Raw genomic sequence first — 17983 nt, 5'->3', positions numbered from 1 at the left:
GCCCAAGAGGGGGGAGGATAGAGTTGAGACGTGCAGAAGTCGATGGTGTGTGGCAAATCCGGTCTGGGTTTGACGAAAATTGTGGAACGGAGGAAAAGTTTATGCGGGCCAGTCTGGAAATGCGGTGGTTTTATAACGGTGCGTTGCCAAAATCGATCGGGCAATGGTTTGGAAGCGATAGTCTCGGAGGGTATCTGTCGCCTCCAGAAGAGCGCGAAGACATATATTTGCTAGTACCCGGTTGCGACTACTTGGGAGTCAAGTTGCGCGGGAAAACCCTAGAAGTAAAGTGGCGCCAGGGAGAGTTAGGGGCGATGCAGTTCGGCAACCGCTGGGAAGGCAAAGCCGAGAAGTGGCTCAAGTGGGTTTGTGCCGATACGATGGCGCCGGTATCGGCGGATATTCTGGCGACAGGAAAGTGGATGGGAGTCAAGAAAAAGCGAGCGCTGCGTCTTTACCAAGTTTCAGCCCCCGGTTCCTTAATGTCTGTGCCAGTAGAAGCCCCAGTTCCCCAAGGTTGCAGCGTCGAAGTTACTCAATTGAACATTAACGGCAATCCCTCTTGGACTTTGGGATTTGAAGCATTTGGCAGCGAAAGTTGTCTGACAGAAAACCTGCAAACAGTAGCTAATTGGACTACCAAGACCTATCAGGCTCAAAAGTTGAAAGCAGAGGATTCTTCCGGTTATCCCCATTGGCTGGATGTTCAAGGCGGCTGAGCTTGATGTTTGGGATATGTCTGCATTTGTTCAAACAATCCCTAGGGCGGGCGTTCTGAACCCGCCCTCAAGAATATAGCCTTTCTCAAAAATGTGAAAAATCAGTCGATTTGAGATTGTAGATTGTAGATTTTAGATAGCTCGTTACCAGACTCTGCCTCTGTTGAACCTTGGGCTTCGGGAGAGAAGACTTGCATTAAGTCACCGAATCGATACAGAAACCGCAGATTCAAGGCGGATAATTAGGACTGCGATCGCGTCCGATCGATTACCATAACAAAAACGGTTTGTAGTGCGGACGACCCTCCGCTATTAAACCCAGCACTCCAGAACGCACCTTTCCCAGAAACCAGATTTTTGTACCAAAATTCTTCACTGCAATCCGCCGAAAAAGTAAAAAACCCGGTTGCTTTATCGGAAGTGCGTCCAAAACTGTTCGGGATAGTTTATGTCGAGAATGCAATACAACTCTAAAGCAAGTTAAATGCAATACAGCTTATTTAATTTTCCCCTACTTTGCCAGCAGTTCTTAAAATTTGACAAGCTAAAATAGCCGCACCAAACCCGTTATCAATATTAACCACACCCACACCGGCCGCACAAGAATTGAGCATAGTTAAAAGAGGAGCAATCCCGCCAAAACTCGCGCCGTAACCCACACTTGTCGGCACCGCAATCACCGGACAATCCGCCAAACCCGCAACTACACTAGCCAAAGCACCCTCCATACCAGCAACCGTAATCAACACATCAGCATCATCAATCACGTGCCGATTATTCAACAAGCGGTGAATTCCAGCAACTCCCACGTCCCACAAACGCCGCACCCCAAAACCGCAAAGTTCCGCCGTCACAGCCGCCTCTTCCGCCACAGGCAAATCCGCCGTTCCCGCACTGATAATAGTCACAGTACCCGGATGCTGGGGAGTTGGGGAATTAGCAGAAATTGCACAAATTCGAGCCTTTTGGTAGTAGCACAAATCGGGTATTTTTTGTTGCAATTGCTCGAAAACTTCCGGTTCAATTCGCGTCGCCATCACCACAGGATTTCGCCCGCGCATCGCCTCGACAATCTCAACAATTTGGTCTGGTGTTTTCCCTAGGCCCAAGATGACTTCAGGAAAACCTGTTCTCAAAGTGCGGTGGTGGTCAATTTTGGCAAAATCACCTACTTGTTGAAAGTCAAAATGCTTTAATTTATCCAAAGCTGCGGTGGGACTTACATCGCCCGCCGCCACAGATTCGAGCAATTTTTGTAAAATTTCAGGTTGCATAAATATTAGTCAGTTGTCAGTTGTTAGTTGTCAGTTGTTAGTTGTCAGTTGTCAGTTGTTAGTTGTCAGTTGTTAGTTGTTAGTTGTTAGTTGTTAGTTGTTAGTTGTTAGTTGTTAGTTGTTAGTTGTTAGTTGTTAGTCGTCAGTTGTTAGTTGTTAGTTGTCAGTTGTTAGTTGTTAGTTGTTAGTTGTTAGTCGTCAGTTGTTAGTCGTCAGTCGTCAGTCGTCAGTTGTTAGTTGTTAGTTGTTAGTAACTAATAACCAATAGCCAATGACAACTAACAAATAACCAATAACCAACAACAACTAACAACTAACGAATAACCAATAACCAACAACCAACAACAACTAACGAATAACCAATAACCAATAACCAATAACAACTAACCAATAACTATTCTGTCATTTTCAGCTCGTACAAATTCCAGAAAGCACCGCCGATCGCACTATAGCGAATTCCCGAAATGCGATCGCGCACCGCCTCAAAAGTTAGCGGATTTACCATATAAATAAAAGGCAATTGTTCCGTAATAATCCGCTGCGCCTCCCCATAAAGTTCCTTGCGCTTCGCCTCATCAAGCTCTTGAGAAGCCTTTACGTAAATGTCATCAATTTTTTGCTCCCATTGGTACACTTTCCAACCATTAATCGGCGGTTCTCCGGCTTGCGGGCCCTGGTTGAAACTGTGCAATGTCCCATTTACAGACCAAATATTGTAGCCGCTGTGCGGTTCAGTACCTCCCGTAAAACCGCCGAGGTAAGTATCCCAATTCCGCGTCAGGCGCAGCTTTTCCACGTAAGTATTAAAACTCAGGAACTGCGTGTCAATTTGCATTCCCAGTTTGCCCAAATCTTGCTTAATTTGCGTTGCCATTTGTTCCCGAACTTTTTTTCCCGCCGCTATTAACAAAGTAAATCGAACCTTGTTGCCCTCAGCATCCAACAACTCGCCGTTACTATTATATTTAAAACCAGCATTCAACAGCAACTCTTTCGATTTTTGCGGATCGTAATCGTAAGTTTTTAATCCCTGTTCTGGAGACAAGTAAAAGGGACTTTGTGCCGGAATTGGGGAATACAGGGGCGCGCCAAGTCCGCGATAGATATTGTTAGTCATGGCGGATCTGTCTATACCGTAGGCTACGGCCTGCCGAAATTCCTGATTGGTAAACCAGCGAGACTTAACCGGGTCTACAAACGGCTGATTTTGAGCATTGCGCCCCTGATTCAGATTGAAGGTCATAAACACACTACCAGTGTCCGGGCCGCCGTTGAAAACCGTATATTTGCCGCGTTTTTCCTCTCGTTTCAACAGAGGGAACACTTCCGGCTGCACGTCCAGAGTATCCAAATCGCCCGATCGAAAATTCAGCAGTTGAGTATCGCTATTTTCGATAATTTGCCAAACAATTTGCTGGATGTAGGGCTGAGCATTTCCCTCAGCATCTTTGCGCCAAAAATACGGATTTCGTTCCAAAACCACGCGCTGATTGGGAGTATAGCTGAGCATTCGGTACTGACCGTTACCGACAATTTTTTTCGGATCGGTATTTGTACCCCAAGTAGACAGGAATTGGGAGTTGCCACCTGCATCGGTATTGCTGACAGCTTCCTGTAAAATGTGAGCTGGTAAAATTGGGATTCCTCCAGCATATCTAATAAAAGGAGCAAAGGGTTCTGCAACGGAAAATTCTACGCGGCGGCTGTCAATTTTTTTGAGTTTGGGGAATTGGCGACTCATGCCAACTCTCAGAGTATCTTTCAAGCCGCTAGGGATTTTGTCATTGAAATAAATCTTTTCATAACTGAAGATAATGTCATCTGTTGTCATGGGTTCGCCGTCAGACCATTTCAATCCCTCTCGCAAAGTGAAGACAATCTTTTTGCCGTCTTTAGAGACTTCCCAGGACTCTGCTAAACCTGGTTCTAGCTGCGATGTCAAGCCGTTTTCGTTAATCAATCCCTCGTACATATAGCTAAAAACGCTATATGCAGACTGATTTAGCGGGTAGTTGAAGGTAGACGGGCCGCTGGGGGTGGGAACTACGAGTCTGTTGGTTAATTGCGATCGGGCGGGACGACAAGCAGACAGACAGACAGTGGCAATTAGAGCTAGCAAAATAGCCAACCAGCGGCGCTTTGAATGTAAAATAGAGAAATTTTTCATAATAATTTACTGTAGCATCTGCGTGCGATTATGACTGAGATTGTAGCCAACCTAGAAAATCTTTAGTGACCGAGAAATACTTGGTTATTCCTGCTTCTCGCAAAGCATCTTGAACTTCCGGCACACTAAATTCTTTTGTATTATTGCTCAAAAATACCTTGACTTCATGAGTGTGTAAGTGTGCGTGATTCAAGATGCAGTGGAGAATCAAATTATCTGTCGGATCTTCTTCAATGAAAACTGTATTCAAGCTTTCTTGCAGTGTATCTGCTGTTAGTTCAATCATCTCCACATTGCCAGCTAATAATTCAAGAGCCTCAAAAAGACGTACTTTAATATTATTGAGCAATCCTTCATTTTCATTCAAAGACTCTTCTACATGGAATAAAAGAGACTTAGCATAAGGCGAAGTAAGATCGCGCTTGAGCTGGCTAATTTGTTTTTTCTGTTCATCTGCAAAACGGTTGCGGCGCTTGATCTCGTCTTCTAAAGCCGAGAGAGCTTCCATGCAGCAAATAGCAGGTATGGCAATGCGGACTGATGTTGGGACACTCAGTAACAAGTGATTGGCATCAGGATCGCGACCTGTAGCAATACTCATCAAAAAGTTAGTTTCTATATATAAAATCACCACCAATTTCTACCCTTGACTTTGTTGTTCCACCTGCTAGCAGCGGTAGCAAACCGATTGCTGTTATCTGTTCCGATGCTGGCGGAATCTCAGACTTCCAATTATAAGCTAAGTCACGCAACCATGCTTCAATCAGCCTAGTTAAGTATGGCTCAAATATCCGCTGGTCGCCTAATTTTGAGTCATAATAGTGAAGGATGTCAGCCGTTCTTAAACATAAAACTGCTTCAGATAAAAGAGTACCGTCCCATTTGAAAACGAGAATTTCTTCGAGGTCAACAAACATAGCATAAGGAATGACCGCATTTGTTTCTGAGAGTTTTGATAGGGCTGTTTTCACCCAATCGATCGCGCGATCGACAATTTTCTGTTTGGCGGCTGCTTCTTGAGCTTGAATGATTTTAACCTCGATGAGCACGACTGTGCGATCGTCCTTATCCAATGCGATAATATCCGCGTCTATGGGTAACTCTAAATCCAAGGTTTCAGTTTGCATGGTTTTGGTCTTCCTAAAACGTAGATTAAAGTTCTATTTTAGCATCAACAAAACTACAGCGTAGGCGGCGATTCCTTCTTCTCTCCCCACAGGGCCTAACTTTTCGTTGGTAGTAGCTTTGATGCCTACTTGGTCTGGTTTTAGTTGTAGAACACCAGAAAGCCGATCGCGCATTTGCTCAATATGCGGTTTCAGCTTGGGACGTTCGGCCACCACCACCGAGTCAATATTGCCAATTTCCCAGCCTTTATCTAATATTAACTGATTGACTTGTTCTAGCAACACTAGACTGTCTGCACCTTTCCATTTTGGGTCAGTTGGCGGGAAATACAGGCCGATATCTCCCAAGCTGAGAGCTCCCAGCATCGCGTCCATAATCGCGTGGGTCAGCACGTCTGCGTCGCTGTGTCCTAATAAGCCTAATTCGTGGGGAATGTGTACGCCGCCGAGGATTAGGGGGCGTTCTGGAACTAAGCAGTGAATGTCGTAGCCGTTACCGATGCGGATGTTCATGTAAAATTTAGGTTTGGGAAGTATAGCAAAAAACAATTATTTCATATTTGTGAGGAGATAGCTGAAAAATAATGGTCTTGATTTACGGACTTTGCGGTAATTGTAGCAAAGACATACAAATGTCGGTTGGTCAGTCTGTCTTCGACAAAAAAGTTGTCTGGCATCTATCTTATAGCTGTCCTTATTGCGGGGAGGCAATCGAGTTAGATAATACTGATGCTATACCTAACGAAATGAGAAAAGAGATTTTAGCAAAAGAAGGGACTTGGAACTTGATTGTATTGGAAAAAGAACAAGGTGCAACAGTTGTAACAAAAATCCTGCGTCAGGCTATGGAATTGTCATTAGCTGAAGCGATGATGTTAAAAAAGAAGATGCCTGGTTCTGTTGTTGTCGGAACTAAATGTGAGACCGATCGACTAAGACATCTTTTAGCGGCTGTTGGCTTGAAAGCTTCAATAAGCAAAACAGTAAGTTAGTGCTGCCTGGGGAGTTCTATTAGCTTTAAAGTGCTAATCATCCCTGAAGCTCCAACTAATAACGGCTACCTCCTCAAACCTTATTCTCCCCTCTCCTCCAACCACCGATCGTACAAATCCGATCGGCGCGATCGAGTTTTTTCAATTTGCTGTTCCCTGCGCCAGCGAGCAATTTCTGCGTGATTACCAGACAGCAATACGTCGGGAACCTTCAATCCCCGGAAATCGGCCGGTCGAGTGTACTGCGGATAATCCAAAAGTCCGTCTTCAAAACTCTCAAACTTCAGCGAATCTTCCTTTGCTACAGTTCCCCGCAGCAATCGCAAAACCCCATTAATCAAAGCCAAAGCCGGAATTTCGCCCCCGGTGAGCACAAAATCGCCTAGAGACACTTCGCGAGTTACCAAATGCAGGACTCGATCGTCCACACCTTCATAGTGCCCGCAAATCAACACTAACTGATCGCGATCGGTGGCGAACTCCCGAAACATCGGCTGCTGCATCGGTTCGCCCTGCGGAGTCAGCAAAATCACCTCGCGCCTCGGTAACACAGGTAGCGACTCCACCGCCGCAAAAATCGGTTCCGGCTTCATCAGCATCCCCACTCCGCCCCCGTAAGGCTCATCATCCACTCGCTGGTGCTTGTCTGTGGTAAAATCGCGGGGATTGACAAAATTCACCTCAGCAATCTTTTTAGCTAAGGCTTTGCCCATCAGTCCCGATGCTAGGGGAGCGAGAAAAAATTCTGGAAATAGAGTTACAACGTCAAATCGCAAAATAATTGGAATTTATTGATACATCTCCTCTAGTTTGACCCTTAGAGGGGTATCCGTTTTCAGTAATTGCATTATTATTTATAATTTCTTATAATTTGTGAGAATTTTTGCAAGTTAAATCCTCTTCCTTTGTCTGGTGTCCGGTTTTGTTGTACAAAAATAATCAGTTCTCAGGACAGCGGATCGAGTAAACTCGCCCCCAAACTGCCCGATCGCGCGTGAGGCGATTCTGGCTCGGGATAGTTACGCCGCCCGCACATCACTGCTACAAAAAAATATTTACTCTTAAAAAGCCCAATTCTACCCACAACCACAGCAAAATTGAATTTCACATCCACCAGAGGAAGACACACCATGCAGCAGTTGACATCTCCAGCCCTCGAACAAAATCTTCCCCAGCGCATCAAAACCTCGATTATGGTCATCGGAGGAGCCGAAGACAAAGTTCACGGGCGAGAGATTCTGAATACCTTTTTTTGCCGTGCTGGGGGGACAAACGCTCGGCTGGCGATCGTTCCTTGCGCTTCGCGAGACCCCGAAGGAACGAGCAACCGCTACCGCACTATATTTGACGAAATGGGCGTTAGTGCTGTCAAAGTAGTGGACATCCGCGAACGCCAACAAGCAGAAAATCCCGTCTGGAAAGATTATTTAGAAGACTGTACGGGGGTATTCATCACAGGTGGCGACCAACTGCGGCTCTGCGGGCTACTGGCGGACACCCCGCTGATGGAGAAAATTCGCAAAGAAGCTCAAGAAGGCAAGATTACCCTCGCCGGCACCAGCGCGGGTGCTGCAGTGATGGGATATCACATGATTGCAGGTGGGGGAAGCGGCGCGTCGCCGAATCGTTCCTTAGTAGATATGGCAAACGGACTTAACATTATTCCAGAGATTATCGTCGATCAGCATTTTCACAACCGAAACCGCATGGCTCGCTTGCTGTCGGCTGTGGCTTGCTATCCCGATCGCCTCGCTATTGGTATTGACGAAGACACCTGCGCCTTATTTGAGGGAGACGATACTCTGAAAGTTCTCGGTAAAGGCACTGTGACTATTGTTGATTCTCGGGAAAACTTTTATACCAACGAGTCTCAAGTAGGAGCGACAGAACCCTTAAGTCTGTTCAATATGCGCTTGCACGTGCTGTGTCACGGCGATTGCTACAATATGCCCCTAGGCAAACCGATGGCATCGGCAGCTTGTTCGGAGTCGGGCTGGCCTTCGGAATGTCGCACAGCTAACTAACCTAATGCAGAATATTAGAGTCATTGATTCGGCAGAAATTAGGTGGCATTCCGGTCAAATAATGGATGCAGCAATACAATAGATTAGCCGTGAAGCCAGGGGCTGACCCCAGAAGGTAGAATCAACAAAATAATTCTACCTTCTGCGTTCTAGTTTCTACCGAACCTTGACTTTTGCTTGTTTTGAGCCGATCGCTCTGCCATGAATTTTCAACGCTGACGGGCCCAAAAACGGATATCGCGCCCGCGACGCTATGAGTGTGGAGAACCCCAGATTTGAGAATTTTGTTGGATCTCCCAGACGATCGATCTGTCTGTAGAATAAACCTAAAATCTCAAATCTAAAACTTGTACGCTCGCGAAGCCGAAATATCTAAAATCTAAGATTGATGTTCCCGCTAATCACTAGAAATTCAGTGCCAAACTGTTCGCTGCGAACAGTCGATCGTCCAATCAAGCTCCAAATTGAATAAATGCTGCAATTACCTATAAGATTTCGCGCCCCATACCCCTATAACTGCGATGAAAATACTTAAAATCCAGACCTTACGCGGCCCCAACTACTGGAGCATCCGACGCCACAAACTCGTACTCATGCGTCTGGATTTAGAGGAGTTGGCAGATAAAACCACATCTGAAATTCCAGGCTTCTACGAAGGCTTGACCGCAGCACTTCCGAGTTTGGACGACCATCACTGTTCTCCCGGCCATCGGGGAGGCTTCCTGGAACGGGTGCGAGAAGGCACAATGATGGGACACGTAATCGAACACGTAGCCCTAGAACTTCAGGAAATGGCAGGAATGCCCGCCGGATTCGGTCGCACCCGCGAGACTGCCACACCAGGGATTTACCAAGTAGTAATCGAGTATCAAAACGAACAAGCAGGTCGCTATGCAGCCAGGGCGGGGGTGCGGATGTGCCAGAGCATTGCCGATACAGGCTCTTATTCTGCGGCGGAATTAGCGCAAGATTTGAAAGACCTCAGAGAGTTTGCTTTGTCTGCAGCCCTCGGGCCGAGTACCGAAACCCTGATCAAGGAAGCAGAAGCGCGCGGGATTCCCTGGCTGCCCTTGGGCGCCCGGTTTATGATTCAACTAGGCTACGGAGTTCATCAAAAGCGGATTCAGGCAACTCTGACCAACCGCACGGGAGTTTTGGGGGTAGAACTAGCCTGCGACAAGGAAGGTACCAAAAATATTCTGGGCGCTGCCGGCGTGCCGGTGCCGAGAGGGACAGTGATTCATTATTTGGACGAACTGCAGGGGGCGATCGAAGATGTGGGCGGTTTTCCGATCGTCCTCAAACCTCTAGACGGCAACCACGGCCGCGGGATCACAATCGACATCAACTCCTGGGAAGTAGCAGAAGAAGCCTACGACTTAGCCAGCGCCGCCTCAAAAACAAAAAGCATCATTGTCGAGCGCTACTACACCGGCCGCGACCACAGAGTGTTAGTAGTCAACGGACAAGTCGTAGCAGTCGCAGAACGAGTCCCCGCTAACGTTGTGGGTAACGGCAGGGATACAGTAGAACAGCTCGTTGCAGAAGTCAACCGCGATCCGCAGCGGGGAGACGGACACGACAACGTACTCACCCGGATCACGATCGACAAATTGACCCTCGATTTGCTGCAAAAACAAGGCTACGCGATGGACTCGGTAGTGCCGGCCGGCGAAAGAGTATTTTTGCGCGCCACAGCAAATTTGAGTACCGGTGGCATTGCAGTCGATCGCACCGACGAAATTCACCCAGAAAACGTCTGGCTGTTTTCCAGAGTGGCCAAAATCATCGGTTTGGACATCGCCGGCATTGACGTAGTAACAGACGATATTTCTGTGCCCCTGCGGGATACGAACGGCGTGATCGTCGAAGTCAACGCAGCACCGGGTTTCAGAATGCACGTCGCCCCGAGTCAGGGTTTGCCCCGCAACGTTGCCGGCGCAGTCTTCGATATGCTTTTCCCCTCGCCTCAACACAGCCGGGTGCCGATTTTAGCCGTGACTGGAACCAACGGCAAAACTACAACAACTCGCCTGCTGGCCCACATTCTCAAGCAGACTGGTCAAATTACCGGCTACACGACTACCGACGGCACTTACATCGGCGATTATTTGGTTGAAAGCGGAGATAATACCGGGCCGCAAAGCGCTCACTTGATTTTGTCCGATCCGACGGTGGAAGTGGCGGTGCTGGAAACGGCTAGAGGTGGAATTTTGCGATCGGGCTTGGGCTTCAATCAGTGCGATGTCGGCGTAGTCTTGAACGTCGCAGCCGATCATTTGGGAATTGGCGACATCGACACCGTGGAACAACTCGCCAAACTCAAGAGTGTCCTCGTAGAGTCGGTAATGCCCAAAGGCTATGCAGTGTTAAATGCAGACGATCCGCTAGTAGCACAAATGGCGCAGCGTGTCAAGGCTCAGATTGCATATTTTTCGATGAACCCGGAAAACGAACTGGTTGCCAAACATACCGCTGCGGGCGGGCTGGCTGCAATTTACGAAAATGGGTATTTATCGATTTTGAAAGGCGATTGGACGCTGAGAATCGAGCAGGCTGTGAACGTGCCGCTGACGATGGGCGGGCGCGCGCCGTTTATGATTGCCAATGCTTTAGCAGCTTGTCTGGCGGCTTTTGCCCAAGGATTGAAAATAGAAGATATTCGGGCAGCTTTGTCAAGCTTTCAGGCATCGGTAGGTCAAACTCCCGGAAGGATGAATTTGTTTAATTTGGGCAGCTATCACGCTTTGCTGGACTACGCCCACAACCCCCACAGCTACAAAGCTTTGGGCTGTTTCGTGCAGAATTGGCCGGGAATGCGGATCGGGGTAGTGGGTGCGCCGGGGGACAGGCGAGATGAAGATTTTGTGACGCTGGGCCAACTTTCGGCCGAAATGTTCGATCGCATTATTGTCAAAGAAGATATTGACAGGCGCGGGCGAGAACCGGGTGTGGTGGCGAAGTTAATTTGCCAAGGGATTGCAGACGGGATTTCTGCCCGCACGGGCGATCGGTCTAAAGTTCAATACGAGTTGATTCTCGACGAAACAACGGCGGTTAACAAAGCCCTAGACGAAGCGCCCGCTGGCAGTTTAGTGGTGATTTTACCCGAAGGTGTTACGAAAGCTTTGGGTTTAATTGAAGCCCGGAAACCGATTCAGGAATCTGTGGTAAATGCTGCTATGGTCGATCGCATTTCTGAATCGCAGAATAGTTTAAAACCGACAGTGGTAAATCAAGGTTAAATTCTGAAGTCTCATTGAATTAATAGGTTGGGTTTAATTGCGTTAAACCCAACCTATTTGTTTGAAAAATTACGTAATTTTTGTGCTTTTTAAAATTTTAGCCTGCTCCATCGCCAGTATGCAAACCTTTCAATAGTTGCTCTGTAACCTCAATCAGTTCACACACAGATTTTTTCGTAAGTTGTGTCGTTTTAAACCCATGAGCAATAGAGTTACGCAAAGAACGCGCATTCATTAATAACTGATATTCAGATTTAGAAATCACGCCCTCCACCGTCAGTTGTTTCACTAAATAAAGCGGATCTAATCTTTGCAAACTTAGCTCTTCTTTCTGGGCAACAATCCTCAAAGTTGCCTCAACTAAAGACCAAGAATATAGCATGGCTGACTCTAAATGTTGTGTGACAAGTTGCTTAGCAACTTGTAAACCTAACTCTATTTCATGCTCTTGAAAAGAATCCTCAGCTTTGGGAAGCTCGACTGCATCCTCCGAGTTAGTCATCACTAACTCAAACCTCCAACCAGGATTTTCTGCTACTGCTTGGGCTAAATTGCGTAGATATGTGCTAGAGGGTGAGTTGAGTGAAGCGCGTGACTTGACTGCAATAACCACTGACTCTTCCCCCCGACGCACTATCAGATCCGGGCGATAGCTTTTAAGGAAGTCCGGTAAATCTTCAGAGTTTGGATGAAATGAAATTTCATAACCTTTCTCACGATACTCCTCTGCTAGTTTTAACAGTCGCTCTCTTTCTATGTTTGCAGTTGAAGTTGCCATCATGTCAGTACCTCTTGATCAGGAGCATCAATTACGACAATGTGCAAGAATTCATTGCCACGGGCAAATCCTTCCGCTAGGATTAAGGTCATATTTTCTACTTTAAAGTTACCTGATAAATTCCTCTTGCGGGCTAGGACATCAGTTACTTGATCGTCATCGACATAGGCTAGCCCGATAATTGCATCTTGAATTGGCTTTACTATGTTGTCCACATCAATTTTAACAGAATCGTAGAAATAAGTTATCTGGAGCATAACGAGCCCGGTAGCTATTTTTTGCTCTGAAGACCAGTATTTTTCAGCCTCTTGCCTCACCGTCATTTTCCAAGCTTTAAGACGATCTCGTCTGCGAGCTTGTTGTGATACGGGTGGCCCATCTACTATGAACTCAAATGTCACCAAAGTATTTCTAAATAGAAGATCGGGGATTATTTGATCTGACTGCAAGTGTCCTGACTCTGGCCTCGGACGGAGCGGGGTACCGTGACATAGAATTTTATCGCAATTGCGGGATAATATTCTTGATATTGAATCTCGTTTTTATTACCTTTCAACCCTTAACTACCGCCCACTGAGTCACCGGTGCAAGCGGTTTCCAACCCTGAAAAGAACCGATCGCCCCCACTCGCTGAATCCCAATTCTAATTAATTCCCCGCCGTGCAAAGAATGCCACTGCAAAACTTTCAATTCGCTTTCAATCGTTACCGCATTCACAACTAATCGGCCACCTTCACCTAAAGCATTCCAACAATTTTCTAGCAAAGCCTCTGCGGTGACACCGCCACCGATGAAAATTGCATCCGGTTGCGGCAAATTTGCCAAAGCAGCGGGCGCTTCTCCGTCAACGATTTTGAGTTCGGGAACACCCAAATTAGAGGCATTTTCGGCGATGTATTGCAGTCGAGTCGGATGGCGTTCGATCGCGATCGCCCGACAACTCCGATGACTCCGCATCCACTCAATCGCGATCGAGCCGCAGCCCGCCCCCACATCCCAAAGCAACTCCCCCGGAATCGGCGCTAACGCAGACAGAGTAACGGCTCGAACCTCCCGTTTAGTCAACTGTCCGTCGTGGCGATACGCAGCATCCGGTAAACCCGCAGTTCGAGGGAGGATAAGAGTTTGTCGATCGGCTGCAACTGCGATCGCGATCGCATTCAAATCCGCCAAATCCGCCCCATTCCAAGCCGCTGCAACCCCCTCGATCCGCCGTTCCGCCTCCGACCCCATCCGCTCGAACACAGTCATCAAACTGCTGCCAAACCCCCGCTCAGTCAACAAACCGGCGACCTTTCCCGGCGTGTGCCGATCGGCACTCAACACCAGCAAGCGCGCGCCGGGAGACAAAGCAAGGGCGATCGAGGCGATGGGGCGATTTGTTAAACTAAAAGTCTCAACATCCGCCAGCGCCCAACCCAAACGCGCGCAAGCAAGACTAAAAGCCGATGCTGCGGGAATCACAATCATTTCTGAAATCGGAATTTGGCGCGACAGCGTGACACCAATCCCGTGACACATCGGATCGCCACTTGCGAGCACGCAAACAGACTCTGGGCGACGGCTGATGATGCTGTCAACTGTTGTTTGTAGGGGTGAAGCCCAAACTAATTTTTCGCGGGTGTCGTCTGTTGGTAGCATTGCGAGGTGGCGCGCGCCCCCGACAACGATTTTAGATTGATCGAATAACGATCGGGCGATCGAGCTCAATCCCGAAAGTCCATCTTCGCCAATTCCCACCACCGAAAGCCATTTGTGCATTGCGCCAAGGTAATTACGATTTATCAATTTTCAACAATAATATGAGATTAAATTTACAGTATTTATTGGATATTTTTTTGATAAAGAGGTCAACTGCAGATGTCAGGCCGATCGACAGGGATGCACGCAGATGAAAATTTAAAAAAATCTATTGTGGCTGTGCTAGGGAACTGCACTTGCACTGTTTTTCGGATTGATTAATTGGGACCAGCGAGTCATTATTTTAACTCACTCTTGGGTGCATTTTCACTAGATAAATTGTTTTTTTTCGGGAATCAGCCGTCTGCAACCTTTATATTTTTGTAAAAAAGCCGATTTCTCGCTATTCCTCTGAAAACTATACAAAATTAGCGGGCATTTGTTAAGAAAATTGAGAATTTAAGCGGCGGGCGATCGACTTGTGATACATTTCTTAAACCTGAAAGCGGGAAAGTCCGGTGCAATTCCGGCGCTGTGCCGCAACTGTGAAAGTCAGAATGCCGGTTTCAGGAAGTTTACTTTACATTCCCTGCGTCGCACGGGGAGGAGATTATTTGTTAGTTTTGACTGATTTACCAACTTGTCCCGGCCTATTTTACGGTTCCCGCGCCCGCGACGGAGTTTTATCGAGGATGCGGATTCCGGGGGGAATTTTAAGCGTACAGCAATGTTGGTCGATCGCCAATTTAGTCGATCGCTACAGTACCGGCTGTTTGCAAATCACAAATCGGGCAAATTTGCAAATCCGAAAATTGCACTCGGAAATTCCCCCAGAAGTTTGGCAAGATTTGCAGGAATTGGGATTAGCGTCTCGCCGCGTTGAAGTTGACCCGATTCGCAATATGATGGCAAGCCCGACAGCAGGAATCGACCGACAGCAGTTACTCGATACTCGCCCCTTAGTGAAAGCTTGGGATGATGACCTGCAAACACATCCCGAATTAGCAGAACTTTCGGCTAAATTCAGCATTGGTTTTGATGGCGGAGAATTAGTTTCAATCCGCAATTTACGGAACGATATTTTATTAGTGGCAGAAAGGAGTTCGACCAATTTTGAAATAGTTTTTCGCCTCTATTTGAACGGAAACACAGGAATTATTATCGAACAATCTCAAACTATTTTAGTATTAGCAGCCCTCGCTAATATCTATCTGGAATACACCAAAAATCGACCGCGAATTGATGGCAAAAAACCGCGATTGCGGCACTTGCTAGCCGATTGGGGCGTTGAAAATTATCTCGAAAAAGTAGAGACAAAATTGCCGTTTCCCTTGGGGCGAAGCGCGATCGAACTTTCAGAAAAGGCGATCGAACCCAACGCCAATCTCGGCATCCACCGTCAGCAACAGTCGGATTTCTCCTACATCGGCATTGCCCTGCCTCTAGGCAAGCTAGAATCAAAGCAACTGCGGAATTTGGCAAACTTAGCCCAAAATCTCGCCAACGGCACTCTGAGGCTTACACCGTGGCAAAATCTGCTGATTTCCGACATCCCCAACTCCCAAGTTTTTGAGGTCAAACAGCAAATCGCCGATTTAGGATTGCATTCATCCGCAACTAATCTAGATTCCTGCTTAGTTGCTTGCGCCGGTAGCAGCGGCTGCGCGTCAGCGGCGACAGATACTCAAAGTCACGCCCTAACAATGGCAAGGGATGTAGCGCAAAAACTGACCATCGACCGATCGATAAACATACATTTCAGCGGCTGCGAAAAATCCTGCGCCCAACACCAGCCAATAGACATCACCCTAATAGGAATTCAGATTGAGCAGGGAAACCAGACGATCGCAGGTTACAACATTTATGTAGGTAAAAAAGACCAGCCCTTTGGACGGCAAATCTTCCCCGCCGTGACTGTAGCCGAAATGCCCCGCGCGATCGAAAAAATGCTGCGCGCCTACCACCAACTTCGAGAACCGGGCGAGTCATTCGGCGAATTTTGCGATCGATGGGCGATCGACAAATTGCAGAAATTACTGAGATCAGAAAATCATTAAAACCGAAAAATTGTAATCATTTCCCCTTCTCTTTCTTCCTTTGCGCCCTTCGCGCCTTCGCGGTTCATTTAAAAAACCTATTTTACCAATCAAACAAACTACCCATAATAACAATTTCAAATAAAGTTAAGTACAGTCTTTTAATTCCCAATGCCCAATTCCCAATGCCCAATTCCCAATTCCCAATTCCCAATTCCCAATTCCCAATTATTTTAATGATTGACTACATCCGAGACGGAACAGAAATCTACACAAAATCCTTCGCCACAATCCGCGCCGAAGCAGACTTGTCAAGCCTACCAGCAGACTTAGAAACAGTCGCCGTGCGACTAATTCACAGTTGCGGAATGACAGATATTGTTAAAGATTTAGCAGCTTCCCCCAGTGCCGCCACCTGCGGGCGTCAAGCCCTCGCAGCAGGCGCGCCGATTTTGTGCGACGCCCGAATGATAGCCGAAGGCATCACCCGCAAGCGACTTCCCGCTAACAATCAGGTGATTTGCACCCTCTGGCATCCCGATGTCCCGGAGTTGGCGCGCCAAATCGGCAATACTCGATCGGCTGCGGCACTGGATTTGTGGCTAGATAACTTAGATGGTGCGGTGGTGGCCATTGGCAATGCCCCGACTGCTTTGTTCCGACTGCTGGAAATGCTGGATGCTGGAGCCCCCAAACCTGCCTTGATTCTCGGTTTCCCGGTAGGATTTGTGGGGGCGGCGGAATCTAAAGCCGAACTCGCAGCCAACAGTCGGGGAGTGCCATTTATCGCGCTGCAGGGGCGGCGCGGTGGCAGTGCAATGGCAACGGCGGCCGTGAATGCTTTAGCTAAAGAGGACGAATTATGACTGAGACTGCTGGTAAATTGTACGGATTGGGCATCGGCCCTGGCGATCCGGAATTGATTACTTTGAAAGCTTATCGGATTTTGCAGTCGGTGCCGGTCATTGCATATCCGGCGATGGAAAATGGTAAGGTGCTGGCGCGGGCGATCGTCGCAGATTATTTGCGTCCAGAACAAATTGAGATTCCGATGCCGTTGCCTTTTAGTCCGACGCGATCGTCGCAACCTTATTATGATGTTGCTGCCGAGAAAATTGCCGCCCACCTCACTGAGGGCCGGGATGTGGCGGTTTTGTGCGAGGGTGAGCCTTTTCTCTACGGCTCGTTTATGTATTTGTTCAACCGTTTGTCGGGAAAGTTTACTACCGAAGTTGTGCCGGGAATTTCTTCGACTATGGCGAGTGCGAGTGCCCTGGGAGTACCGTTAACTTATCGTAACGATGTGTTAAGTATTATGCCTGCGACGCTGGATGCGGAGACTTTGCGCGATCGGCTGGCGCTGGTTGATGCTGCTGTGATTATTAAGCTGGGGAGGCACTTTGCGAAAGTCCGGGAGGTGCTGATTGAGTTGGGACAGTTCGATCGCGCACTATATATAGAACGGGCAACTATGCCAAATCAGCGAATTAAGGCGATCGCCGATGTCGATCCGGCTGAGGTTCCCTACTGGGCGCTGGTGATGATACCCAGCCAACAAAAGTCTGTATCTTAATATTTCCATGCCTGAAGGCGACAAGCTTCCAGGCTTTTCCTGTTTTTTTGTGGATTCTTGCCTATTTACCCCATTTTCTTCAAATCAATAAGTTAAAATTATAAATTTCATAAGTTTAACTGTCGTTACAGACCTTTACAAAGCTGAGAATATGCTTTATATTTATATACATGGCGGAACACAAAGCCGTCACGAACATTGAAAACCAAATAACGCAATCATAAACACATGACAGCCACCTTACAGCAGCGCGAAAGCGCCAACCTGTGGGACCAGTTTTGTAACTGGGTAACATCGACCGACAACCGCCTCTATGTAGGTTGGTTCGGCGTCTTGATGATTCCTACCTTGCTAACTGCCACAATCTG

The 17983-nt window shown here is 47.5% G+C and carries 17 protein-coding genes, 1 pseudogene and 1 riboswitch; of the genes and pseudogenes, 8 read left to right on the top strand and 10 right to left on the bottom strand.

What is annotated here, in order from left to right; translation table 11 throughout:
- Positions 1-23 precede the first annotated feature (23 nt).
- Positions 24-719 (top strand): hypothetical protein, encoded by a 696-nt coding sequence (locus QUA97_RS15815; protein ID WP_228049980.1) that lies wholly within the window; start codon positions 24-26, stop codon positions 717-719.
- A gap of 500 nt (positions 720-1219) precedes the next feature.
- On the opposite strand, the gene larB is transcribed toward QUA97_RS15815, so the two are convergent.
- The 5 genes from larB to ispF form a co-directional block, all read right to left on the bottom strand.
- Positions 1220-1993, bottom strand: a complete 774-nt coding sequence (larB, locus tag QUA97_RS15810) for a nickel pincer cofactor biosynthesis protein LarB (protein WP_194067573.1) — start codon at positions 1991-1993, stop codon at positions 1220-1222.
- A gap of 394 nt (positions 1994-2387) precedes the next feature.
- A complete protein-coding gene (locus QUA97_RS15805; RefSeq protein WP_194067574.1) occupies positions 2388-4160 on the bottom strand; it encodes an ABC transporter substrate-binding protein in 1773 nt (590 codons plus the stop codon).
- Positions 4161-4188: 28 nt separating this feature from the next.
- Entirely contained in the window at positions 4189-4791 is a 603-nt protein-coding gene (locus QUA97_RS15800; protein WP_333195192.1) for a PIN domain-containing protein, read from the bottom strand.
- Positions 4769-5287 (bottom strand): hypothetical protein, encoded by a 519-nt coding sequence (locus QUA97_RS15795; protein ID WP_194067576.1) that lies wholly within the window; start codon positions 5285-5287, stop codon positions 4769-4771. The genes QUA97_RS15800 and QUA97_RS15795 overlap by 23 nt, the downstream gene beginning before the upstream one ends.
- Before the next feature lie 33 nt (positions 5288-5320).
- Positions 5321-5800, bottom strand: coding sequence for a 2-C-methyl-D-erythritol 2,4-cyclodiphosphate synthase (ispF, locus tag QUA97_RS15790; protein ID WP_194067577.1), 480 nt, complete (start codon positions 5798-5800; stop codon positions 5321-5323).
- A gap of 71 nt (positions 5801-5871) precedes the next feature.
- Between ispF and QUA97_RS15785 the strand changes: the two genes are divergently transcribed.
- Entirely contained in the window at positions 5872-6279 is a 408-nt protein-coding gene (locus QUA97_RS15785; protein WP_333195191.1) for a hypothetical protein, read from the top strand.
- 80 nt (positions 6280-6359) lie between these two features.
- Here QUA97_RS15785 and trmD read toward each other — a convergent pair whose 3' ends face one another.
- Both trmD and QUA97_RS15775 read right to left on the bottom strand, forming a co-directional pair.
- Positions 6360-7055: a tRNA (guanosine(37)-N1)-methyltransferase TrmD gene (gene trmD / locus QUA97_RS15780; protein WP_194067579.1), complete on the bottom strand. Its 696-nt coding sequence runs from the start codon at positions 7053-7055 to the stop codon at positions 6360-6362.
- A 170-nt stretch (positions 7056-7225) separates the two neighbouring features.
- Positions 7226-7411 carry a hypothetical protein gene (locus QUA97_RS15775; RefSeq protein ID WP_194067580.1) on the bottom strand — a complete coding sequence of 62 codons (186 nt, stop codon included), beginning with the start codon at positions 7409-7411 and terminating at the stop codon, positions 7226-7228.
- Here QUA97_RS15775 and QUA97_RS15770 point away from each other — a divergent pair.
- Complete coding sequence (locus tag QUA97_RS15770; protein ID WP_194067581.1) at positions 7410-8303, top strand: cyanophycinase; 894 nt, start codon at positions 7410-7412, stop codon at positions 8301-8303. The genes QUA97_RS15775 and QUA97_RS15770 overlap by 2 nt on opposite strands.
- A 521-nt stretch (positions 8304-8824) precedes the next feature.
- A complete protein-coding gene (gene cphA, locus QUA97_RS15765) occupies positions 8825-11548 on the top strand; it encodes a cyanophycin synthetase (RefSeq protein WP_333195190.1) in 2724 nt (907 codons plus the stop codon).
- 97 nt (positions 11549-11645) lie between these two features.
- On the opposite strand, the gene QUA97_RS15760 is transcribed toward cphA, so the two are convergent.
- The 3 genes from QUA97_RS15760 to cbiE all read right to left on the bottom strand — a co-directional run bounded on the left by QUA97_RS15760 (position 11646) and on the right by cbiE (position 14087).
- Positions 11646-12329, bottom strand: a complete 684-nt coding sequence (locus QUA97_RS15760; RefSeq protein ID WP_333117204.1) for a hypothetical protein — start codon at positions 12327-12329, stop codon at positions 11646-11648.
- Entirely contained in the window at positions 12326-12727 is a 402-nt protein-coding gene (locus tag QUA97_RS15755; protein WP_194067588.1) for a RusA family crossover junction endodeoxyribonuclease, read from the bottom strand. Before QUA97_RS15755 ends, QUA97_RS15760 begins: the two co-directional genes overlap by 4 nt.
- Before the next feature lie 151 nt (positions 12728-12878).
- On the bottom strand, positions 12879-14087 hold the full coding sequence (gene cbiE / locus QUA97_RS15750; protein WP_333195189.1) for a precorrin-6y C5,15-methyltransferase (decarboxylating) subunit CbiE: 1209 nt from the start codon (positions 14085-14087) through the stop codon (positions 12879-12881).
- A 410-nt stretch (positions 14088-14497) separates the two neighbouring features.
- A riboswitch (adenosylcobalamin-variant (AdoCbl-variant) riboswitch) is annotated at positions 14498-14577 on the top strand.
- Here cbiE and cobG point away from each other — a divergent pair.
- The 4 genes and pseudogenes from cobG to QUA97_RS15730 form a co-directional block, all read left to right on the top strand.
- Positions 14552-16063: a precorrin-3B synthase gene (gene cobG / locus QUA97_RS15745; RefSeq protein ID WP_333195188.1), complete on the top strand. Its 1512-nt coding sequence runs from the start codon at positions 14552-14554 to the stop codon at positions 16061-16063. (Overlaps the previous riboswitch by 26 nt.)
- Before the next feature lie 215 nt (positions 16064-16278).
- A complete protein-coding gene (locus tag QUA97_RS15740) occupies positions 16279-16908 on the top strand; it encodes a precorrin-8X methylmutase (protein WP_194067590.1) in 630 nt (209 codons plus the stop codon).
- Entirely contained in the window at positions 16905-17615 is a 711-nt protein-coding gene (locus QUA97_RS15735; RefSeq protein ID WP_194067584.1) for a precorrin-2 C(20)-methyltransferase, read from the top strand. Before QUA97_RS15740 ends, QUA97_RS15735 begins: the two co-directional genes overlap by 4 nt.
- A gap of 228 nt (positions 17616-17843) precedes the next feature.
- Positions 17844-17983: pseudogene (locus QUA97_RS15730) on the top strand (photosystem II q(b) protein); the annotation flags it as partial.

The sequence above is a fragment of the Microcoleus sp. CZ3-B2 genome (assembly GCF_036705055.1).
In the GTDB taxonomy this organism is placed as follows: Bacteria; Cyanobacteriota; Cyanobacteriia; order Cyanobacteriales; family Microcoleaceae; genus Microcoleus.
This window is presented reverse-complemented; position numbering and strand designations above follow the sequence as displayed.